General features: G+C 63.4%; 20 protein-coding genes and 1 pseudogene. 16 read left to right on the top strand and 5 right to left on the bottom strand.

Annotated elements, in window-relative coordinates:
- Positions 1-59: 59 nt before the first annotated feature.
- Positions 60-371, top strand: coding sequence for a DUF2513 domain-containing protein (locus QMG84_RS03555; RefSeq protein WP_281930509.1), 312 nt, complete (start codon positions 60-62; stop codon positions 369-371).
- On the opposite strand, the gene QMG84_RS03560 is transcribed toward QMG84_RS03555, so the two are convergent.
- Together QMG84_RS03560 and QMG84_RS03565 are read right to left on the bottom strand one after the other, a co-directional pair.
- The gene (locus tag QMG84_RS03560; protein ID WP_281930510.1) at positions 347-1339 is read right to left on the bottom strand and encodes an alginate O-acetyltransferase AlgX-related protein; all 993 of its coding nucleotides are present in this window, start codon (positions 1337-1339) and stop codon (positions 347-349) included. The two genes, QMG84_RS03555 and QMG84_RS03560, sit on opposite strands and share 25 nt — an antisense overlap.
- Positions 1336-2481, bottom strand: a complete 1146-nt coding sequence (locus QMG84_RS03565) for a class I SAM-dependent methyltransferase (RefSeq protein WP_281930512.1) — start codon at positions 2479-2481, stop codon at positions 1336-1338. Before QMG84_RS03565 ends, QMG84_RS03560 begins: the two co-directional genes overlap by 4 nt.
- A gap of 170 nt (positions 2482-2651) precedes the next feature.
- Between QMG84_RS03565 and QMG84_RS03570 the strand changes: the two genes are divergently transcribed.
- The 5 genes and pseudogenes from QMG84_RS03570 to aqpZ all read left to right on the top strand — a co-directional run bounded on the left by QMG84_RS03570 (position 2652) and on the right by aqpZ (position 6336).
- Positions 2652-2882 (top strand): hypothetical protein, encoded by a 231-nt coding sequence (locus QMG84_RS03570; RefSeq protein WP_281930514.1) that lies wholly within the window; start codon positions 2652-2654, stop codon positions 2880-2882.
- A gap of 3 nt (positions 2883-2885) precedes the next feature.
- Complete coding sequence (locus QMG84_RS03575; protein WP_202073084.1) at positions 2886-3650, top strand: hypothetical protein; 765 nt, start codon at positions 2886-2888, stop codon at positions 3648-3650.
- Positions 3650-4795, top strand: a complete 1146-nt coding sequence (locus tag QMG84_RS03580; protein WP_281930515.1) for a GSCFA domain-containing protein — start codon at positions 3650-3652, stop codon at positions 4793-4795. Before QMG84_RS03575 ends, QMG84_RS03580 begins: the two co-directional genes overlap by 1 nt.
- A 284-nt stretch (positions 4796-5079) precedes the next feature.
- A pseudogene (locus tag QMG84_RS03585) lies at positions 5080-5403 on the top strand (HdeD family acid-resistance protein); the annotation flags it as partial.
- A 282-nt stretch (positions 5404-5685) separates the two neighbouring features.
- Complete coding sequence (gene aqpZ, locus QMG84_RS03590) at positions 5686-6336, top strand: aquaporin Z (protein ID WP_281931894.1); 651 nt, start codon at positions 5686-5688, stop codon at positions 6334-6336.
- 76 nt (positions 6337-6412) lie between these two features.
- Here the strand turns inward: aqpZ and QMG84_RS03595 are convergent, their stop codons facing one another.
- Positions 6413-7636: a PepSY-associated TM helix domain-containing protein gene (locus QMG84_RS03595; RefSeq protein WP_281930516.1), complete on the bottom strand. Its 1224-nt coding sequence runs from the start codon at positions 7634-7636 to the stop codon at positions 6413-6415.
- 482 nt (positions 7637-8118) lie between these two features.
- Positions 8119-9693 (bottom strand): phytoene desaturase family protein, encoded by a 1575-nt coding sequence (locus tag QMG84_RS03600; RefSeq protein ID WP_281930517.1) that lies wholly within the window; start codon positions 9691-9693, stop codon positions 8119-8121.
- 126 nt (positions 9694-9819) lie between these two features.
- On the opposite strand from QMG84_RS03600, the gene msrB reads away from it, so the two are divergent.
- Entirely contained in the window at positions 9820-10236 is a 417-nt protein-coding gene (msrB, locus tag QMG84_RS03605) for a peptide-methionine (R)-S-oxide reductase MsrB (protein WP_202073079.1), read from the top strand.
- Between the two features lie 214 nt (positions 10237-10450).
- Here the strand turns inward: msrB and QMG84_RS03610 are convergent, their stop codons facing one another.
- Positions 10451-10729 (bottom strand): hypothetical protein, encoded by a 279-nt coding sequence (locus QMG84_RS03610; protein WP_202073078.1) that lies wholly within the window; start codon positions 10727-10729, stop codon positions 10451-10453.
- 101 nt (positions 10730-10830) lie between these two features.
- Here QMG84_RS03610 and QMG84_RS03615 point away from each other — a divergent pair, with 101 nt between their 5' ends.
- The 9 genes from QMG84_RS03615 (at position 10831) to QMG84_RS03655 (ending at position 21594) form a co-directional block, all read left to right on the top strand.
- Entirely contained in the window at positions 10831-12567 is a 1737-nt protein-coding gene (locus tag QMG84_RS03615) for a formate--tetrahydrofolate ligase (RefSeq protein WP_202073077.1), read from the top strand.
- Between the two features lie 89 nt (positions 12568-12656).
- On the top strand, positions 12657-13853 hold the full coding sequence (locus tag QMG84_RS03620; RefSeq protein ID WP_165055706.1) for an aminotransferase class V-fold PLP-dependent enzyme: 1197 nt from the start codon (positions 12657-12659) through the stop codon (positions 13851-13853).
- Between the two features lie 92 nt (positions 13854-13945).
- On the top strand, positions 13946-14887 hold the full coding sequence (locus QMG84_RS03625) for a D-2-hydroxyacid dehydrogenase (RefSeq protein ID WP_281930523.1): 942 nt from the start codon (positions 13946-13948) through the stop codon (positions 14885-14887).
- A gap of 13 nt (positions 14888-14900) precedes the next feature.
- Positions 14901-15065 carry a hypothetical protein gene (locus QMG84_RS03630; protein WP_281930525.1) on the top strand — a complete coding sequence of 55 codons (165 nt, stop codon included), beginning with the start codon at positions 14901-14903 and terminating at the stop codon, positions 15063-15065.
- A 9-nt stretch (positions 15066-15074) separates the two neighbouring features.
- Positions 15075-15935: an NAD(P)-dependent methylenetetrahydromethanopterin dehydrogenase gene (locus QMG84_RS03635; RefSeq protein ID WP_202073075.1), complete on the top strand. Its 861-nt coding sequence runs from the start codon at positions 15075-15077 to the stop codon at positions 15933-15935.
- A gap of 1 nt (position 15936) precedes the next feature.
- Positions 15937-16566 (top strand): methenyltetrahydrofolate cyclohydrolase, encoded by a 630-nt coding sequence (gene fchA / locus QMG84_RS03640; protein WP_281930527.1) that lies wholly within the window; start codon positions 15937-15939, stop codon positions 16564-16566.
- A gap of 77 nt (positions 16567-16643) precedes the next feature.
- Positions 16644-17816, top strand: coding sequence for a malate--CoA ligase subunit beta (locus QMG84_RS03645; protein WP_202073073.1), 1173 nt, complete (start codon positions 16644-16646; stop codon positions 17814-17816).
- A gap of 17 nt (positions 17817-17833) precedes the next feature.
- Positions 17834-18721 (top strand): succinate--CoA ligase subunit alpha, encoded by an 888-nt coding sequence (gene sucD / locus QMG84_RS03650; protein WP_281930529.1) that lies wholly within the window; start codon positions 17834-17836, stop codon positions 18719-18721.
- A gap of 125 nt (positions 18722-18846) precedes the next feature.
- Positions 18847-21594, top strand: coding sequence for a phosphoenolpyruvate carboxylase (locus QMG84_RS03655; protein WP_281930530.1), 2748 nt, complete (start codon positions 18847-18849; stop codon positions 21592-21594).
- Positions 21595-21655 lie beyond the last annotated feature (61 nt).

The raw sequence follows: 21655 nt of genomic DNA on the forward strand, positions 1-21655 counted from the left end.
CGCTCGCGTTCGATTCCGTTTTTCATTGGCGACGCCAAACGAAAGAGAAAGACGGAGGAATGGCGCGCGACGTCGATTTGATGCGGTTGCTGCTGCTCGATCTCGAAGGAAGACAGCTTTCGCCGCCAGAAGCTTTTCTGTTGCCGCTGGAGGAGATCGCGCGCCGCTTGGATCGCACCCGAGGAGAGGTGGTCGACGCGCTCGAAATGCTTCGCGAGGCGGAATTCATCGACGCGCCAGGCGCCTTTCGCGACGATGCCTGGATTTTCCGCAAGCTCACCCGTCGCGGCGTCGAGCTTGCCAATCTGGTCGCGGATGCGCGTCAGTGGGACAAGGTCAAAAACGCCTATGTCGATTTGCTCGAAGGTTGACGCCGCTTTTCGCGCCAGTCCCTGAGCCAAGCTTCGAAGCGCCTGCGGCGGCCAAGTAGAACCTGACGTATTTCAGTCCTGCGCAAGTTGAAGCGGTCGTTTGCCGGGATCGCCATATAGCGTTCCGCAGTCTCCGTAACGACGAAATCGGGCTTTGACCGCTTGACGAGCGCCCAATCGACATTCGCCGACCAGACGAATTCCAGCTCGGAGACAGTCTCGGCGAGGGCGGCGGTCAGAAAATAGGGGCTGACGCCCGCAAAAGAGTCGCCGAACAGCAAGAGCTTGCATTTGTTCCTGGCGCGCGGGTTTTTGAAGACCGCATGGCATCCGACATGGATTTCGCCGCCATATTCATGCGCTTCCAGGAGCCGCACGACGGCATTATCATAGACGCGCGTCGCATCTTGCCGCCATGTGGCTTCGCGGATGGTCTCATAGACGGGAGGCTCGAGCTTGGAGCCCAGATCGAGCAGCCGGACATCCTCGATGAAAGGGCGCGCGATGAGATCGTCATTGCGTTCAAGTCCAAGCGCGTCGCACAGAATTTCATAGCCGAGAAGACAGCCGAGGGGCGTCCAATGCGTGTCCGTGCGCCAATAGAGATCGACGTCGTCGCGATGCGTGCGCATGAGCGGGACCAAGTCGACGTAACCATAAGCGGCGGGGTCGCGCTCGAAGAGTTGGCCCAATCGAAGCGAAGGCGCGAGATCTGCGTCGACCAGCGGCTCGGCTGTTTTGTGGGAATAGATCGTCAGCTTCTCGGGCACGACGAGATGGGCGAATTTGGCGCCGAGGGCGTCGCACCGCCTTTTTCGCTCGACGATGAGATCCCGCCAGCGCGCCAACGCCCGATCGGGCAAATGCCCCGAGTCTCGCTCGTAAAGTGTCGAGACGAAATTTGAGCCGCCGACGAGGAAAAGCCATCCATCGATTCCCTGATGGACGAAAAGGCTTGCATGGCTCATTGCGGCTCTTGTGTAATCGACATGGGCGCCTGCGGCTTGCGCGCGAGGAGAATCGTGGCGGCGGCGAGCTCGAACTGCTTTTCCACCGGCAGCTCTTTCGCCCAGGCTTGCTCCAGCATGGGGCCGGGGTAGGCGATGAGATCGCCCACCCGCTGGCGCAGGAAAGATTTGCGGGCCTTCGGCGGCAGGCCCTCCGCCCAGGATCGAAGCTGCCATGCGATCGCCCAGACGGGATGCGTGGCGGGATTTACCTCCTGCCGTTCGATGGTGAGATAAGGCTCGAACAATGTGCGAAGGCCTTCATGCGTCATGTTGAAATAATGATGCGGAAAGCCGTGCAGCGGCTGCAGAAAGGGCACGCAGCATTTCAGCCACCCGCCGGGCTTCAAGACCCGCGCGATTTCACGCGCGCAACGAAACGGGTCTTTGACATGCTCGAGGACGGCGATCGAGATAACGCCGTCGAAGGACGCGTCCTTGAACGGGAGGCTGTCAGCGGCGCCAATGACGTCGGTTGTCGGATAGTCTGCGATCTCCAGATTGATGACATTGCTGTAATAGATCGGCCGGAAGCCGGCGCCGACATCGAGAACCAGCCCGTCGCGGCAGCTTTCGATCAGCTCGACCGTTTCCTGATCGTAGCTGTTCTCGCTGATCGGAATCTCATCGTCGAGGCTGTCGCGCGCGCGCGTCGCTTCGTCCAGGAAGCAATATTTGCCGCTTTTTTCGAGAGGCTTTTCGGGGTCGAGGAGAAGCGGGCGCAAGGCGTCGAGCTTTCTTGCGCGGATTGCAGGCACCTGGCTCACGCGTCGCTGGGGCCGGCTCTCCCGTAAGCCGAATTGCTCGAAATGCGCCCTGGCGGAGGGGAACTCGCCGCGCTCGACCGCTCGCGCGACGTCCGGATTGCTTTCGAGATAGCGCGCCTCATCGAAATTCTCGCAGGTGACGAGCTCATCCTGCTTGGCGAACTGCCGCCGCCCCTCCACCGCGCCGAACTTCTTGAAATGCGCCCTGCCGGACGCGAGCCGCCCTGCCGCGACCGCCTCGGCGACATCCCGATTGGCCGCGAGGTAGCAGCGCTCGTCGAAGGTAGAAGGCGTCGGAATCTCCTGAAGCAGCGCGATCTCGAAGGGATTGGTCATGAGGAAGGGCGCCAAGTGAAAAGATCGGCTCGTTTAGCACAGCCGGCAAAACAAGAAAAACCCTGCCGGGGGGCCGCATCTGAGGCTCTCTTGGTCTTTGGCCTGAAGGCGAATATGTTGCCGCGCGGGAGAGACGCCCCCGCGGGGGCGTCAATTTGATTGAGGATATTATGGCGCAAGACGAGCCGATCGAGGTCGAAGCCTTTTATCGCTATGGCTATCGAGGGCGGGACATGATCGCCATCCGCGCCCCCTTTGCGATGTCGGCCGATGCCGAGATCGTCGATCGGCGCGTCCGGGTCGGGAATGAGGCGCATCGCGTCCGAGGGGTCTTTCGGCAAATTTCCGGCCCGATTCAAAAGGGCGAGCCGATCGGCGTCGAGATCGACGCGCGGGTTTGACGCATGAAGATACTCGGGCTCGGGCATAGCCATATTGTGGCGATCGCAGAGGGTTGTTACGAGCTCCAGCATCAGGGAGCGACGATCGGCGGCGCGCCGTTGTCCTCCCGCTTTGTTTATCTTCTCGACCCCGCGATCACGCCAACGCTCCTCGATGAGGAGGACGGGCAGACGCTGAACCCGCGGCTCTCGGAGATCATCGCCCAGGAAGGCGCCGATTTCGGCTTATTGTCGATCCAAGGCAATGAGCATATCGCGCTCTCGATCACGCAACCTTTCGAGCGCATCGATTTCATCCTCGGGGAAGAAAGCGCGCTGCCGCTCGCCGAGGGCGCCACTTTGTTGACGGAAGCGGCGGTCCGGGAAACCTTGCGCGACAGAATGGCGGAAACGATCGCGATCCTCGCGGCGCTACGGCGCGCGACGCGCATGCCGCTTTATTGTCTGTCGCCACCGCCGCCTTTGCCGGACTGTCAGATCAAGGCCTATCCCAAGGAATTCTTCCGAAAGGCGGTCGACGCCGATCGCCTGTCGCCCGAAATCTTCCGCTACAAAGTGTGGCGCCTCGCGTGTCAGCTCTATCGTGAGAGCTGCGCCGCTCAAAACATTGTCTTCGTCGAAGTTCCCCCCGCCTTCATTGCGCCGCCCGGCCTGCTTATTCGCGAAGCGTGGGGCGCCGATGCGACTCACGCCAATCCATCCTTTGGAAAAGCGATGGTCGAAAAAGTGATCGGCATGGTGGAAGCGTCGCGAGCCTTGGTCGCCTGATGACGTCGCATCCCTATTCGAAACTGCCGCCCTATGCCTATTGGCACCACGCCGTGGCCGGCGTCCCCGCGGCCGACGTCGATCCTGTCGTCGAGCCGCCATTCCGCTTCGGCGCGCGAGAGAAGATCGCGGCGGCCGGCAGTTGCTTCGCTCAACATATCGGGCGCTATCTCGTCGCGGGCGGCTGCAACTATCTGGTGACGGAGCAGCCGCATCCATTTCTCAGCGAAAAAGCGGCGCAGGCGCTGAATTACGGTCTCTATTCCGCGCGCTACGGCAATGTCTATACGAGCCGGCAGCTTCTCCAGCTCTTCGAGCGCGCCTATGGCCGCTTCACGCCGAAAGAGAATTACTGGCGCGATGGCGCGGGCGCCGTGATCGACCCCTTTCGGCCGCAGATACAGCCGGGCGGATTCAGTTGCGCGCGTGAGCTCGACATCGACCGCGAACGGCATTTCGCCGCCGTGCGCGCGGCATTCGAGACCCTCGACGTTTTCGTCTTCACGCTCGGCCTGACGGAAGCCTGGCGATCGCGCGAAGACGGCGCGGTGTTTCCACTTTGCCCGGGCGTCGCCGGCGGCGAATTTTCGTCCGCCGCGCATGAATTCATCAATCTCGGCGTCGACGACGTCGTCGCGGACATGAGCGTCTTTCTGGAGGGTTTGCGCAGCGTAAACCCGCGCGCCAGAGTCATTTTAACCGTTTCGCCCGTGCCGCTCGTCGCGACTGCCGAACGCAGGCACGTGATGGTTTCAACGCTTTGCTCCAAAGCGATTTTGCGCGCCGCCTGCGACATAATCGAACGCACATGCGCGCAAACAGCCTATTTCCCTTCCTATGAAATTATCGCAGGCGGCTTCACCGGCGCTGACTATTTCGAGGCCGATCGTCGCAGCGTCACGCGCGAAGGCGTCGCGCATGTCATGGGCATTTTCGAGCGTCACTTCATCCGACGTAATCTCATGGAGACGGCCCTGCGCAAAACGAGGCAGGCGCTCGCCGCCCCTTCGGCGTCGACGGACGCGATCTCGGAGGCCATGCGACTCATGTGTGACGAAGAAGCGCTCGAGCGCGGCGCAATCCCGGCCATAACGGAAAGCCCCGACGGCGGCGAACGCGATCCGTCCACGGACGACGCCGGATAGAGCGCGAACGCGAGATCGAAGATCGCGCGCCGACGCTTACCGAAAATTGAAGTATTTTGACGAAGCTGAATTGCCGTCGAGCAAGGCGCGGGATGACGCTCGCCTTGCGTCGCAAGATAAGGTTGCATTGGCGTAACGGCCGTTTGCGGCCGTTCGTTGATTTTTGTCACGCCGGATATTCTGGCGCTTTTCAGAGAGGACGCGGCATGTCTAGTTTCTCCTCGTCGGATATTATTCGTATGAGAGCGGCCGAGGCCGCCCCGCTGCAGAAAAATTGGGGCTGGATGGTCGCCTTCGGCGCGCTGCTGGCGATTGCCGGCTTCGTGGCGCTCGGCAGCGTTGTTCTGTCGACCATCGCCACCGTGCTGATCGTCGGCGTCGCGATGATCGCGAGCGGTCTCGTCGAGATCGCCTATGCTTTCGCGATGCGAAGCTGGAAGAAATTTTTCCTCTGGATCGTCATCGGCCTTCTCTATGTCGTCGGCGGCGGCGCGGTGGTGCAGAACCCGCTGCTCGCAGCGGGTTTCCTCACGCTGCTGCTCGGCGCCGGCCTCTTCGCTTCGGGGCTCGTGCGCATTTTTCTCGCCTTTCAGCTTCCAAAAAACGCGCCATGGGCTTTGGTCGCGCTCTCCGGGGCCGTTACTTTCCTGCTCGGCGGCGTCATTCTGGCGCAATGGCCGGTGTCGAGCCTTTGGGTGCTCGGCGTCTTCCTCGGCGTCGATCTCATCTTTGCCGGCGCGAGCTGGATGGGTTTCGGCCTCTCGCTCCGGCGCGCAGAGGGCGGGGAGGCAAGCGGCTTTCTCGCCAATGAAAGCGGGAGCGCGACCGGGTTCGGTTTCGGCGAAGGGTTCCAACGCAAGCTTTTTGCCGAGTTTCTCGGCACCTTCTGGCTGGTTTTCGGCGGCTGCGGCAGCGCGCTGATCTCGGCGGGCTTCCCGCAGCTCGGCATCGGCTTTACCGGCGTATCGCTGGCTTTCGGCCTAACCGTGCTCACGGGCGCCTATGCCTTTGGCCCGGTGTCGGGCGGCCATTTCAATCCGGCTGTTTCGCTGGGGCTCGCGACGGCGGGGCGCTTCTCCTGGAAGGAGCTCGGACCCTATTGGCTCGTCCAGCTTATCGGCGCGACCGCCGCGGCTTTCGTTCTGCTGAAGATCTGCCAGGGCAATATCGACTTCTCGCTAGCCAACGGCTTCGCCGCCAATGGCTATGAGGAGCACTCGCCCAACGGCTATACGCTGCAAGCGGCCTTCCTGGTTGAAACGGTGCTGACGGCCTTCTTCCTACTCGTCATTCTTGGGGTGACGGAAGCCCGCGCGTCGGTCGGCTTCGCAGCGCTCGCCATCGGCCTTGCGCTGACCTTGATCCATCTGGTCGATATTCCGATCACCAACGCCTCGGTGAATCCGGCGCGTTCGACGAGCCAGGCGCTTTTCGTCGGCGGCTGGGCGCTGGAGCAGTTGTGGTTGTTCTGGGTCGCGCCGCTGCTCGGCGGCCTGCTCGGCGGACTTATCCACCGTTTCGCGCTCGCCGATAAGGCGTAAGCGCGGTTCTCCTCGGTTCACGGAGCCGCCGCGTTTCGACCCGCGTCGATCGCGGCGGCCCGCTCGTTTTTTAGAATTATCCCGATGGGCTTTGGACATTCACGCGCCGCTCTTTCGCGACGCTCTGAGCTCGGCGCTTTTGCAGCCAGCGAATGACCCCGGTCACGAACAACAGCGGCCAGCTCAGCCCGAACAGAAAGACCGCGATGCGGCCCGGCCAGCCATAGACATAGCCGGAATGCAGCGGCCACTGCCATTGAATGAACCCATCGCCGTCGCCGGAGAGCGGATCGTTGGCTTGCAGAATGTCGCCGCGGAACTGATCGATGTAGATGGTCCGGCGGCCCTCGAGCCCCCAGCCGATCGGAAACAACTGATTGACAGTATAGGCGCCGTCATGCGGCTTGGGCATTGTCACGGCATAGATGCGCGCGTCCGGAAACGCCTTAGTCGCGTTGGCGACGGCTTCGTCGAGCGTGACGGGGTTCGAGCCGCTCGCCGCCGAGCGATAGCGCTCCGGCTGCGTGAGCGTCGAAAACAACTCGACAACGGCTTTGAACTGCTCCGGCAGGTTGAAATGAACGCCGGAGAGCAGCACGGCCAAGGCGACCGGCGCCAGGAACAAGCCCGCCAGGCGATGAATGTCGTAGTTCAGCCGCTCCGATCTCGCGGGCCACTTCACTGAGAAGGCATTGCGCCATTTTCCGTTTCTCGGCCACCAGAGAACGACCCCGGTCACCGTGGAAACGAAAGCAAGGATGGCGATGATTCCGACCGTGACATCACCGATGCCGGAAACAAGCATCGCGTAATGCAGCTTGAACAGGAATGCCACGAAGGCGTCATCGAACAGGTTCGTGCTGGAATGCCAGACACGTGTCCCCGTCACCTTCAACGTATAGGGATCGACGAAGACCTGACGCGTATCGGGTTTCCCCGACTGCGGATTATCGACGCGGTAGTAGAATAGAAACGCCTGATCGTCCTTCTGTGGCCAATAGGTCCAGCCGAGATAAGATTCGGCCGGAATAGCGCCACGCGCCGCATCGGCGATCTCCTCTAGCGGGCGCCACGCCGTCCGGCCTTCGGGGGGCGCCGTGACGATCCGCAGTTGCGGATTGAGCGCCTGGTCGATCTCCTGAAAGAACACCAGCGCCGAGCCGGTAAGCCCGATCACCGACAAGAACAGCCCGAGCGCCAGTCCCAGCCAAAGATGGGTCTTCAGCCAAATCTTGCGCCAGCTCCAGAGCGCGACCTGCCGCCGCGCGGCGCCGACCCGAGGCAAACCGATAGAAGTCATGATTTCCTCCGCCAGAAAATCAACTTTGATCGAGCCGATCGCGGAAAACGGCGCGCCGGCGAATCGCCGTAGCGCGCATCAACTCTCATTCCGGATCGGGGGATTCGAAATATCTCATATTCGTGATGTGTCGAAATCGAATTGCGCAGTCGCTTTCGTCGGCCCGACGATAGGCTGCGACCGCGTCGAAACGCAAGTAACCCGGCTCCGAATCCAGATTAACAAACCCTGCGCAGCCCCGTCATGCCCGCGCTTGTCGCGGGCATCCACGCGGGGACATTGCGACACGCAGGGAGAAGAAGCGGCGTTGCTCCCGCTCATGTTCTCAGCTTTTCTGCGTCGGCGCGGCGTGGATGGCCGCGACAAGCGCGGCCATGACGGCGGAACACGTCTGCTTGTTAACCCGAATTCGGAGCCCGGGCCGCTGAGAAGCGATCTTCTTCAACAAAGGAGCGTATTTTCACCGCCGAACGCAACGCGCACTATTCCGCCCCATTCGTTTCGAGGCGCCGCGTCGCAAGCCGCGCGGCTTCGGCGCCCGACAGCATCGCCCCGTTGAACCCATGCTCGCCGCCGAAGGCGGAGGCGAGATAGAGCCCGCCCATGGGCGTCTCCGGCGTGCGCGGGAAGCCCATCAATATCGGCGCTTCGGGGGGGAGCGGCGCGAAGCCGTAGACCGCGCCTTCCGGCGTGTTGAGATAGCTCGACATGGAATAGGCGTTGAGCAGCAGGCGCGACGTCACGAGATTGGAAAAGCCTGGATAATCCTGTTCGAGCCGCCCCTGAATAGCGTCGAGCCAGGCCTCGCGGCGGGCGACGCCTTCTTCCTTCGACGCGCTTTTCCAATTGTCGAGCCGGTCGAGGCCCAGCACGGTGAGAAGCACCGGCGGCTCATCCCAAAGCCCCGAATCGACGGCCGTGAAATTGGCGATCGTATGCAGCGGCAATTCGCCCTTGGGCATGTCGGCCATGGCCGTGGCGCCGTCGCCATATTGGTCGAAGCGCTGCATGGTCGAGGGCATGACGATGGTCGAGAAATCCGTCATGCCGATGGTCGACGGTTTTGCGGAAAGGCCAAAATTCGCCGAGAAAAGAGACGTCGAGAGCGGCCGGCCGCCGAAGGTCTCCTCCATTCTGGCGCGCGCCGGCGCCTCCATCAAGGCGGCGGCGACAGCGGGCGCGCAATTGGCCATCACCACGCGCGCCTCGACGCGCTCGTCGGCGTCGTTGGTGCGGCGCGCGACATGGCGCACGGCGATGGCGTTTCCATCGGCGTCCGTCTCGATCTGCGTGGCGAGCCGGCCCATGCGCACGACGCCGCCCGCCTTGGTGATGCATTTGGCGAGCTTGAGGCTCAACTGCCGCGAGCCGCCTTTGATGTATGCGCCGCCCGAGGCGATGTAGCCGCCTTGCGCAAGCGCGTAGAAAATCCACCAGAGCTTACGCGGATCGTCGCCATAATAGGCGAGATTGGCCCCGAGCGCGCATTTCAACCCTTCGGCGCCGGCGAAGTCGCGGGTGAAGATCTCATCGAGCGAACTCATCCAGCCGGCGGCGGCGGGCTCCACTTCCCACATGCCGCGGGTGAATTTGGCGAGCGAGCCTTCCTCGCGCGCCTGCTTGAGCGTCCACATGGCGTCGTGGATTTGTTCGATTTCGCCCAAGAAGCGTTTGATGGCGGCGCTTTTGTCGGGAAAGCGCGCGGCGAGCGCGTCATGGGCCGCCTCGAAACCGACCGGCAGCTCGAAAGGTTCGCCGATGGGGCCGCCTTTGACCTTGTAGAGCGGACCGGTCGGCAGCCATTCGATCTCGTCAAGGATGCCGAGCTTGCTCAAAATATGGTGCTTCACGTCGCGCGGATTGCGCGCGTCCGACGTCTGGTGGAGCGAAGCCTCCACCCAGAGATCGCCGACCTTGTAGACCGAGGCGGCGCCCCCTAAGCTGAAGTTGCGTTCGAGCAGGCAGACGCTGTAGCCCGCATTGGCGAGCAGGGCGCCGGCTGTGAGGCCGCCAAGTCCGGAGCCGATCACCACAGCGTCGTATTTCTTGTCGCTCATCGGGACGTCGTCGCCTCTTTGTGTCAAAGCCCACCTATATGGCGGGCGCGATATGGCCAAAGCCTGAGTCGGCGCCAACATAACATGGCGCGCCGCCGGGTCGCGGCTCCCTTCAGAGGAACGTCAATGACCGATGAAAGCTATCCCGTCACGCGCACCGACGCGGAATGGCGCGCGCGGCTGACGCGGGAACAATATGACGTCATGCGCCGCCACGGAACCGAGCGGCCGGGTAGCTGCGCGCTCAATCACGAGAAGCGCCGCGGCGTCTTCCAATGCGCCGGCTGCGACCAGCCGCTGTTCCGCTCTGGCGAGAAATTCGAAAGCGGCACCGGCTGGCCGAGCTTCTTCGATCCGCTGCCGGGCGCGCTGGGAACAACGACCGACAACAGCTACGGCATGGAGCGCACGGAAGTGCACTGCAGCCACTGCGGTTCGCATCTCGGCCATGTCTTCCCGGATGGGCCGAAGCCGACCGGGCTTCGATATTGCATCAATGGCGTCGCTTTGAATTTCGTTCCTGAAAAAGAGGCCGTTCGATAAGCTCTCGCAATCGCCCCATAGGATTCGACGCAGCGATGGTCGGGTGCGACAAAAAATTTTTTCACCTGCCTGTTTCCTGCGCGATCGGTTTCACCCATACCCCCATCCAGGATGGGTTCGGGCGGGGCGGACCTGACCGCGGGAGCGCGCCTGGTCCGTTCCGCTCCCCATCATGTCGGTCTGACGGCGATTCAGATAGTGTAAGAAATATAAGTTATTTATGATTCTTTGTGTTCAAGTCAGGCGCTGATCGATCGGGTAGGTCGAGGATAGTCGTCTTGCCCCGCTTGTCGTATATGCAGCCAAGCCATTCGGGGCCGTCGCGCGAACGGGAAAGCCGATTTTGCTGCGGCGCCGCATCGGCGCCGCGCGCGCGCTTGCCTGCTTGACGGCTCATTTTTATTGCCGTCATACGAAACGGCAAAATCAGGTCGTTCGATGGGCTCATTGCGCGCGGGGGCGGCGTCGGTTTAAGCCCGGCGCGCGCGAGCATGGCTCAGGACCATTGAACGGCGCCGGCAAGCCGTCGCTCATCGCGCCGCGGCCGATAAATTTCCGGAGCCCGCAAACGGGCTCGAGAGGGAGTGGAGCTATATGTCGTCACCTACGTCAGCCGCCGCGCCGGGCGCGAGCGGAAAAGACAATCAGCACCTTTCGCCCAAGTCAGATATCGAGATTTCTCAGGCTGCCAAGATGCGGCCGATTATCGAGGTCGCCAAAGACAAGCTCGGCATTCCGGCCGAGCATGTGCAGCCCTATGGCCATTACAAGGGCAAGATCGCGCTCGACTACATCGCTTCGCTCGAAGGCAAGCCGGACGGCAAGCTGATCCTCGTCACGGCGATCACCCCGACGCCCGCCGGCGAAGGCAAGACCACGACGACGGTCGGCCTCACCGACGGTCTCAACTACATCGGCAAGAAGGCGCTGTGCTGCCTGCGCGAGCCCTCTCTCGGCCCGTGCTTCGGCGTGAAGGGCGGCGCGGCAGGCGGCGGCTACGCCCAGGTCGTGCCGATGGAGGACATCAACCTCCACTTCACCGGCGATTTCCACGCCATCGGCGCGGCCAATAATCTGCTCGCGGCGCTGATCGACAACCACATCTATTGGGGCAATCAGCCGGCGATCGACTCGCGTCGCGTGAGCTGGCGCCGCGTCGTCGACATGAACGACCGCGCGCTGCGCTCGGTCGTCTCGTCGCTCGGCGGCGTGGCGAACGGCTTCGCCCGCGAAGACGGTTTCGACATCACCGTCGCTTCGGAAGTGATGGCGATTTTCTGTCTCGCCTCGAACTTCGCCGATCTGCAGCAGCGTCTCGGCAACATCATCGTCGGCCAGACCCGCGACAAGAAGAACGTGCGCGCCAGCGAAGTGCACGCGGCGGGCTCCATGGCCGCGCTGCTCAAGGACGCCATTGCGCCCAACCTCGTGCAGACGCTCGAGAACAATCCGGCGATCATCCATGGCGGTCCCTTCGCCAATATCGCGCATGGCTGCAACTCGGTCATCGCCACCAAGGCGGGCCTCAAGCTCGCCGATTACGTGGTGACGGAAGCCGGCTTCGGCGCCGACCTCGGGGCGGAGAAGTTCTTCGACATCAAGTGCCGCAAGGCGGGCCTGACGCCCTCCGTGACGGTCATCGTCGCGACGATCCGCGCACTGAAGATGCATGGCGGCGTCGCCAAGGACGATCTGAAGGCCGAAAACGTCGCGGCGGTCGAGAAGGGCTTCGAGAATCTGAAGCGCCATATCGGCAACGTCCGCAAATTCGGCGTGCCGGTGCTCGTCTCGATCAACAAATTCTCGGCGGACACGGCGGCCGAGATGGCGGCGCTCGACAAGCTCTGCAAGGCGGAAGGCGTTGAGTGCGTCGTCGCCGACAACTGGGGTTCGGGCGGCGCCGGCGCGGCCGATCTCGCCCGCGCGGTGGTGCAGACCATCGAGACGCAGCCCTCGAACTTCAAGCCGCTCTACCCGGACGAGCTGCCGCTCGCCGAAAAGGTGCGCACCATCGCCAAGGAGCTCTACGGCGCCGCCGACATCTCCTACGACGCGAGCATCAAGGCGCGCTTCGCAGAGCTGGAGAAGGAAGGCTTCGGCAACTTCCCGGTCTGCATCGCCAAGACGCAATACAGCTTCTCCACCGACGCCAACGCCAAGGGCGCGCCTTCGGGACACATCATCCCGATCCGCGAGCTGCGCCTGTCGGCGGGCGCCGAGTTCATCGTCGCGGTCTGCGGCGACATCATGACCATGCCGGGCCTGCCGAAGGTGCCGGCCGCCAACAATATCGCGGTGGATGCGAACGGCCGCATCGCGGGCCTGTTCTAAAGCCTCGATAGAGAATTCCGCGGCGTTCAGTAGGGCGCCGCGGTTCCTTCCAATCCTGCAAACGCTTCGCTCGAAAGGAGCAAATAGAAATGGCGCAGAATTCCAGAGTCCCGGGCAGAAACTTCCTCTTCGTGCCGGGCCCGACCAATCTTCCCGACCGCATCGTGCGCGCCATGGCGGTCGCCTCGGAAGACCATCGCTCGCCGACCTTCCCCGACCTCGTGAAGCCGCTGTTCCCGGGCCTCAAGAAGGTCTTCAACACCGACAAGGGCGTGCCCTTCATTTTCCCGGCGTCCGGCACCGGCGGCTGGGAAGCGGCGATCACCAACACGCTGTCGCCCGGCGACAAGGTTCTCGCGCAGCGTTTCGGCCAGTTCTCGCACCTCTGGATCGACCTCTGCCAGCGCCTCGGCCTCGAGGTGATCAAGCAGGAGCGTCCGTGGGGCACCGGCAATGATCCGGAGTCGATCGAAGAGGCCCTCAAGGCCGACAAGAACCACGAGATCAAGGCCGTTCTCGCCACGCACAACGAGACCGCCACGGGCGTGACCTCGGACATCGCCGCCGTTCGCAAGGCGATCGACAACGCCAAGCATCCGGCGCTGCTGTTCGTCGACGGCGTGTCCTCGGTCGGCTCGCTCGAGTTCAAGATGGACGAATGGGGCGTGGACGTGATCGTCTCCGGCTCGCAGAAGGGCTTCATGCTGCCGGCCGGCCTCGCGCTGATGGCCGCGAGCCCGAAGGCGATCGAGGCGGGCAAGAACGCCAAGATGCGCCGCGCCTATTTCGAGTTCCAGGACATGATCGCGCAGAACGCGAACGGCTACTTCCCCTATACGCCGTCCGTCCCGCTGCTCTACGGCCTCAAGGAAGCGCTCGCGATCCTGTTCGAAGAGGGCCTCGATCAGGTCTACAAGCGCCACCATCACCTCGCCTCCGGCGTCCGCGCCGCTGTCGCGGCCTGGGGCCTCAAGACCTGCGCGCAGGACCCGAAGTGGGATTCGGACACGGTCACCGCGATCCTGGTTCCGGAAGGCTACAACGCCGCCAAGGTCATCGAGACCGCCTACAAGCGCTATAACCTCGCGCTCGGCGCCGGCCTGTCGGAAGTCGCCGGCAAGGTGTTCCGCATCGGCCATCTCGGCGACCTCAACGAGCTGATGCTGCTCGGCGCCATCGCGGGCGCGGAAATGGCGATGCTCGACAACGGCATCAAGATCGAGGCCGGCTCCGGCGTCGCCGCTGCTCAGGCGGTGTATCGCGCCAATCCGCTGCTGAAGGTCTAATTTGATACGCCCTCTCCCCGCGCTCGCGTGGGGAGAGGGGCTCTCCCAATGAGGAGAGCTGCCGCAAGAATAAGGGAAACGAGGGGAGCTTCATGTCGCACAAAATCGTCTTTCTGGATCGCGAAACGCTCGACGCCAATGTGCGCAAACCGAATTTCCCGCACGAATATACGGAATATGCGCAGACCGCGCCGGACCAGATCGTCGAGCGCGCCAAGGGCTGCGACATCATCATCACCAACAAAGTGCCGCTGCGCGAAGCGACCTTGAAGCAGCTTCCCGACGTGAAGCTCATCGCCGTCGCCGCGACGGGCACCGACGTGATCGACAAAGCCTACACCACGGCCAATGGCATCACGGTCTCCAACATCCGCAATTACGCCTACAACACGCTGCCCGAGCATGTCTTCGCGCTGCTCTTCGCGCTGCGTCGTAATCTGGTGAACTACGTCGACAGCGTGCGCCACGGCCGCTGGGGCTACGCCAACCAGTTCTGCTACTTCGATTACCCGATCTATGACATCGCCGGCTCCACGCTCGGCATCATCGGCTATGGCGCGCTCGGCAAGCAGGTCGAAAGCCGCGCCAAGGCGCTCGGCATGAATGTGCTGATCAACGATGTCACGGACATCCCCGGCAAGGTCGATGTCGCCACCATCCTGCGCGAGTCCGACGTCGTCACGCTGAACATTCCGCTGACGCCGCAGACCAAGAACATGATCGGCGCGAAGGAGCTCGCGTCGATGAAGAAGACCGCCAGCATCATCAACACGGCGCGCGGCGGCATCATCGACGAGCAGGCGCTCGCCGACGCGCTGCGCAACGGCGTCATCGCCGGCGCGGCGTTGGACGTGCTCACCGTCGAGCCGCCGAAGAACGGCAACATCCTGCTCGATCCGACGATCCCCAACCTCATCATCACGCCCCACGTCGCCTGGGCCTCGAAGGAAGCCATGCAGGTGCTGGCGGATCAGCTCATCGACAATATCGACGCCTTCGTCGCGGGCGACCCGCGCAATGTGGTGACGGCGTAAAGAAGTGAAGGAAATGGCCCCGATTGTCTACCCCGCCGTCATGCCCGCGCTTGTCGCGGGCATCCACGCCGCGCAGCGGGCGGAGCAGCGGGGGGCCTCGTCGCAGACGATTTCATCGCGTCCCGGCGTGGATGGCCGGGACAAGCCCGGCCATGACGCGTGGCGGGTTCGCTCCTGAGGAACGCTAATGACTAAAAAGCTTCTTTTCCTTTTCGACACCGATCCCGTCGCCAGCGTCTTCGACACGGTCGTTGGTTACGACGGCGGCGCCGATCACATCATTGGTTATGGCGGCGTGACGCCGGAGAGCGTCGGCGCGCTCGTCGACGGCTGTATTTACACGCGCGGCCCCAAGGAGAAGCAATTTACGGCGATCTTCGTCGGCGGTGGCTCCATGACCGCGGGCGAGGCCGTGTTCAAGGCGGTGAAGAAGCGCTTCTTCTCCAATTTCCGCGTCTCGGCCATGCTCGACTCCAACGGCTCGAACACGACGGCCGCCGCTGGCGTCGCGCTGCTCGCCAAGGCCGGCAATCTCAAGGGCAAAAAGGCCGTCGTTCTCGCCGGCACCGGCCCGGTCGGCATGCGCGCCGCCGCCATGCTGAACATCGAGGGCGCCGAAGTCGCCATCACCTCGCGCGACAAGGCGCGCGCGGAAGAGGCCGCTAAAGCCATTCAGGAGCGCTTCGGCTTCACGCCCGTCGCGATCGAGGCCAAGGACAACGCCGCCCGCGCCGCCGCCGTCAAGGGCGCGCAGGTCGTGTTCGCGGCGGGCGCCATCGGCGTGCCGCTGCTCGACGAAGCCGATTGGCAGAATGACCCGACGATCGAGCTTCTCGCCGACTGCAACGCGCAGCCGCCGCTCGGCATCGGCGGCGTCGAGGCGATCGATAAGGCCAAGGAGCGCCACGGCAAGATCGTGATCGGCGCGCTGGGCCTCGGCGGCCTCAAGCTGAAACTGCATCGCGAATGCGTCGGCAAGCTGTTCGAAAGCTCCGACCAGTTGTTCGATTGCGAAAACATTTACGCCCAAGCGAAGGTGCTGGCCTGACATGAGCGCGAAGACGGAAACGATCGGCAAATTTCTCGACGAACTCGCGAGCAACGCGCCGACTCCTGGCGGCGGCGGCGCGGCGGCGCTGTCTGGCGCCATGGGCGCGGCGCTGGTGTCGATGGTCTGCAATCTGACCATCGGCAAGAAGAACTATGAGGCCGTCTCCGAGGATCTCAAAAAGACCCTCGCCCGCGCCGAGGAGCTCCGCGAGGCGCTCACGAAAGGCATCGACGAGGACGTCGTCGCCTTCAACACGCTGATGGGCGCCTATGGCCTGCCGAAGGCGACGGACGAAGAGAAGACGGCGCGCACCGCGGCGATCCAGGAAGCGCTGAAGGCCGCGACGCTCGCGCCTCTCGCCACCTGCAAGGTCTGTTACGAGGTGATCGCGCTGTCGAAGGAAGCCGCCGACAAGGGCAATCTTGGCGTCATCAGCGACGCGGGCGTCGCCGTGCTCGCGGCCAACGCCGGCCTGCGTAGCTGCGCGCTCAACGTCTTCATCAACGCCAAGTCGATCAAGGACCGCGACTTCGCCGAGACGCAACTCGCCGAGGTCAACGCGCTGCTCGCCAAGGCGGCGGCCGAGACCGAAGCGGTCTATGAGGTCGTGCGCGGAAAGATTGGCTAACGCCAAGACAGGCGGCTGACGCGCCCGCGCGCGTCGGCCGCCCAATAAGCGCGAATGAACCGCGAGGGGAGGAACCGATGGACGTCCACGAGTATCAAGCCAAGGAAATTCTGGCCGCGCATGGCGTCGCCATTCCGCCCGGCACCGTGGCCTTCAGCCCGGACCAGGCCGTCTATGCGGCGACCGAACTCGGCGGTTCCCACTGGGTCGTCAAGGCGCAGATCCACGCTGGCGCGCGCGGCAAGGCGGGCGGCGTGAAGCTCTGCCGCACCTATCATGAAGTGCAGCAGGCGGCGCGCGACCTTCTCGGCAAGCGTCTCGTGACGGGGCAGACGGGGCCGGAAGGCAAGCCCGTGCAGCGCGTCTATGTGGAAGTCGCCGATCCCTTCGAGCGCGAGATTTATCTGGGCTACGTCCTCGACCGCAAGCTCGAGCGCGTGCGGGTCATCGCCTCCAAGCATGGCGGCATGGAGATCGAAGAGATCGCGCGCACCATGCCCGACGAAATCCTGCAGGTGATCGTCGAGCCGGCGGTCGGCCTGCAGCAGTTCCAGGCCCGTGAGCTCGCCTTCCAACTCGGCCTCAACATCAAGCAGGTCTCGCGCGCGGTGCAGACGATCATGGGCGCCTATCGCGCCTTCCGCGACAATGACGCGACCATGCTCGAAATCAATCCGCTTGTCGTCACCAAGGACGACAAGGTGCTGGCGCTCGACGCCAAGATGTCCTTCGACGACAATGCGCTGTTCCGGCGCCGTCATATTGTCGAACTGAATGATCCCTCGCAGAGCGATCCGCGCGAGGCGCAGGCGCATGAGCACAGCCTGAACTACATCGGGCTCGATGGGGAGATCGGCTGCATCGTCAACGGCGCCGGCCTCGCCATGGCGACGATGGACATGATCAAGCACGCTGGCGGCAATCCAGCGAACTTCCTCGACGTCGGCGGCGGCGCCTCGCCCGAGCGCGTCGCGACCGCCTTTCGTCTCGTGCTCTCCGACCGCCGCGTGAAGGTGGTGCTGGTCAATATCTTCGCCGGCATCAACCGCTGCGACTGGGTTGCACAGGGCGTTGTCGACGCGGTGCGTCAGGAGAAGATCGAGGGCGTGCCGCTCGTCGTGCGCCTCGCCGGCACGAATGTCGAAGCCGGCAAGAAAATCATCGACGAGAGCGGCATTCCGATCATCCAGGCCGATACGCTCGCCGACGCCGCCCAAAAAGCCGTCGCCGCGTGGCAGAGCGTCAAGTAAGCGCTGGGGAGGACATCATGAGCATTCTCATCGACGAAAAGACGCCGATCCTCATCCAGGGCATCACCGGCGACAAGGGCAGCTTCCACGCCAAGGAAATGATCGACTACGGCAGCAATGTCGTGGCCGGCGTCACGCCCGGCAAGGGCGGCAAGACCCATCATGGCGTGCCGGTGTTCAACACGGCGAAGGAAGCCGTGAAGGCGACGGGCGCGCAGGCCTCGATCACCTTCGTCGCGCCAGCCTTCTGCGCCGACGCGATCATGGAGGCCGCCGACGCCGGCATCCGCCTCATCTGCTCCATCACCGACGGCATTCCGGCGCAGGACATGATGAAGGTGAAGCGCTACTTCCTGCGCTTCCCGAAGGACCGCCGGCCCATGCTCGTCGGCCCGAATTGCGCCGGCATCATCTCGCCCGGCAAGGCGATGCTCGGCATCATGCCCGGCTATATCTACAAGCAGGGCCCGGTCGGCCTCATCTCGCGCTCGGGCACGCTCGGCTATGAGGCCGCCTCGCAGCTAAAAGAGCTGGGTCTCGGCATCTCGACGTCGGTCGGCATCGGCGGCGATCCGATCAACGGCTCGTCCTTCCTCGATCACCTCGTCCTCTTCGACAAGGACCCGGAGACGGAAGCGGTGCTGATCATCGGCGAGATCGGCGGCCCGCAGGAGGCCGAGGCATCCGCCTGGATCAAGGAGAACTTCTCCAAGCCGGTCGTCGGCTTCGTCGCGGGACTCACGGCGCCCAAGGGAAGGCGCATGGGCCATGCCGGCGCGATCATCTCGGCGACGGGCGACAGCGCGGCCGAGAAGACCGAGATCATGAAGTCCTACGGCCTCACCGTGGCGCCCAATCCGGCCGAGTTCGGCTCGACCGTCGCCAAAGTGCTCAAGCGGGCCTGACGGCGCCATCATCGAGCTTTCGCGTTCTCGACGTAGATCGCGAAAGCCCGGTTGCCGTCTTCTAGTGAAGGATGCGCCGGCGCGGACCGCCGGCCTGGCGTTTCGTACGCTTTTAGGGAGCTTCTATGACCGCCGAGAACCAGAACACGACAAGCGCGATCAGCCTGCCCTCGGCTTTCGCGACGCGTTCTGTCACGGAGGCTTCCGCCTTCCTGCGCGAGCAATTGCTCGCCGTCATCCGCCGCCATATGCCCGAGATCGAAGCTGTGGTGCGCGACTCGAAGGCGGGCGCCGGCCTTGCGCCGAAACAGATGGCGCGCGCGCTGCAGGCGCAGGGGATTATCTTCCAGCTCGTCTCCATCGCCGAGCAGGCCTACGCCATGCGCCGGCGCCGGCGCATCGAGCGCGAAAGAGGGCATGACAAGCTGCTCGGCACGTTCGATTACGTGCTCTCCAGCGCCGCCAATGCGGGCGTCGGCGCGGCGGAAGTGCGCGCGCAATTGCAGACGCTGCGCATCCGTCCGGTCATCACGGCGCATCCGACCGAAGCCAAGCGCGTTTCGATCCTCGAAAAATACCGCCGCATTTATCTTTTGATGCGCGAACTGGAATCCACGCGCTGGACCGACCGCGAGCGCGAAGCCCTGGTGAAGTCGATCTACGACCTTATCGAGCTTTTGTGGCTCACCGGCGAATTGCATCTGGAAAAGCCCACCGTCGAGCATGAAGTGCACTGGGGACAGCATTTCTTCCAGGAAAGCATCTTCGATCTCGCGCCGGAGCTTCTCTCCTCCTTCGAGCGCGCGCTGAAGCGCCATTATCCGCAGGAGAAATTCGAGGTCACGCCCTTCTTCCAGTTCGGCTCCTGGATCGGCGGCGACCGCGACGGCAATCCCTTCGTCACCAATGAGGTGACGCGCCAGACGATGCGGCTGAACGCGACGGCGAGCCTGAATTATTATCGCAACCGCGTGGTCGATCTGGTGCGCATGCTGTCGATCAGCGAGCGCGCCGCCGTCATTCCGCCGGCCTTCAAGGAAGAGCTGTCGCGCCGCCTCAAGGAGCTGCCGGACGGCGCCGGCATCGCGCAGCGCAACTTCAACGAGCCTTATCGCCAGTTCGTCACGACGATCCTGCGCAAGATCGACAATACGCTCGCCGCGACAAATGACGAGCCGACGACGGGCCCGCGCTATACCAGCGCCGACAAGCTCATCGGCGATCTGCTGCTGCTCGAATCCGTTCTGATCGACGCCAAGAGCGAGGCGCTCGCGACCGACCTCGTGCGCCCGCTGCGCCGCGCGGTGGAAATCTTCCGCTTCAGCACGGTGCGTCTCGACATTCGTCAGAACACCACGCGCACCACCTCGGCGCTGCAGGAATTGTGGCGCATCAAGACAGAGGGCGAGACGGCCCCTGATGTGACGTCCGACGAATGGCGCGCGTGGCTCATGAAGGAGCTCGACGCGCCGCGCGCGGCCCCCATTCCGCGTGACACGCTCACCGCTGATACGCGCGACATCATCGAGATGTTCGAGGTCGTCGCCGATATGCGCGCGCGGCTCGATCGTGAGGCCTTCGGCAGCTTCATCCTGTCGATGACCTCCTCCGCCAATGACGTCCTGGGCATCTATCTGCTGGCGAAAGAGGCGGGTCTCTTCGCCGACGCCGCGGGCGTCGATCATCTCACTTTGCCGATCGTGCCGCTCTTCGAGACGATCACTGATCTGCAGGACGCGCCGGCGATCATGCGCGATCTGCTGCAGATTCCGCTCATCCGCCGCAGCACCCGCGCACAGGGCGATCTTCAGGAAGTGATGATCGGCTACTCCGACTCCAATAAGGACGGCGGCTTCCTGTCGTCGAACTGGGAGCTGTTCAAGGCGCAGGCGCGCCTCACGGAAGTGGGGCAGGAGATGGACATCGCTATCGCCTTCTTCCATGGCCGTGGCGGCTCCGTCTCGCGCGGCGGCGCGCCGACCGGCCACGCCATCGCGGCGCAGCCGGCGGGTTCGATCCGTGGCCGCTTCCGCGTCACCGAGCAGGGCGAAGTCGTCTCCTTCAAATACGCCAATCGCGGCACGGCCGCCTATCAAATGGAGCTGCTCGCCTCCTCCGTCTTCCAGCATGCGCTGAAATCCGAGCGCGAAGACGCGCTGGTGCCGCGCAAGGATTTCGACGAGGCGCTCGAGGAGATCTCCTTTGCGTCTTTCGCGGTCTATGAGCGGCTCGTCTCCGACCCGGACATCGTCACTTATTTCCAGGCGGCGAGCCCGCTCGAAGAGATTTCCCTGCTCAACATCGGCTCGCGCCCGGCGCGCCGCTTCGGCGCCAAGAGCCTTGCCGATTTGCGTGCAATCCCCTGGGTCTTCGCCTGGGCGCAGAATCGCCATTCGATCACCGGCTGGTATGGCGTGGGCTCCGGCCTCAAGGCCTATCTCGACACGCATGGCGATCGCGGCCTCGAATTGCTGCGCTGGATGTTCGAGGATTCGCGCCTCTTCCGCCTCATCCTCGATGAGGTCGAGAAGACGCTGGCGCTCGTCGATCTCTCGATCGCGAGGGCCTACGCCAGCCTCGTCGCCGACGAAGCAGTGCGCGAGAAGATCTTCAAGATGATCGAGGACGAATATGCGCTCACCCGCGAGATGGTGCTGCGCGTGACCGGCGATCGCGACCTCACCGACCGCTTCAAGGAATATGCGGCGCGGCTGGAGCACCGGCTGCCGGTCATCAATGAGGTCAATCGCGAACAGGTTGAATTGCTGCGCCGCTTCCGTGAGGCGCAAGACGAGGACGAGAAGGAGGCTGTGAAAGCGCCTCTGCTCATCTCCATCAGTTGCATCGCCGCCGGCCTCGGGGCCACTGGCTAAATGCATCCTGACGCGCTTCCAGCAGGCGCATCTTTGGGACCAATGAAGAAAGGAAAATCGT

This window comes from Methylocystis iwaonis, from assembly GCF_027925385.1.
In the GTDB taxonomy this organism is placed as follows: Bacteria; Pseudomonadota; Alphaproteobacteria; order Rhizobiales; family Beijerinckiaceae; genus Methylocystis; species Methylocystis iwaonis.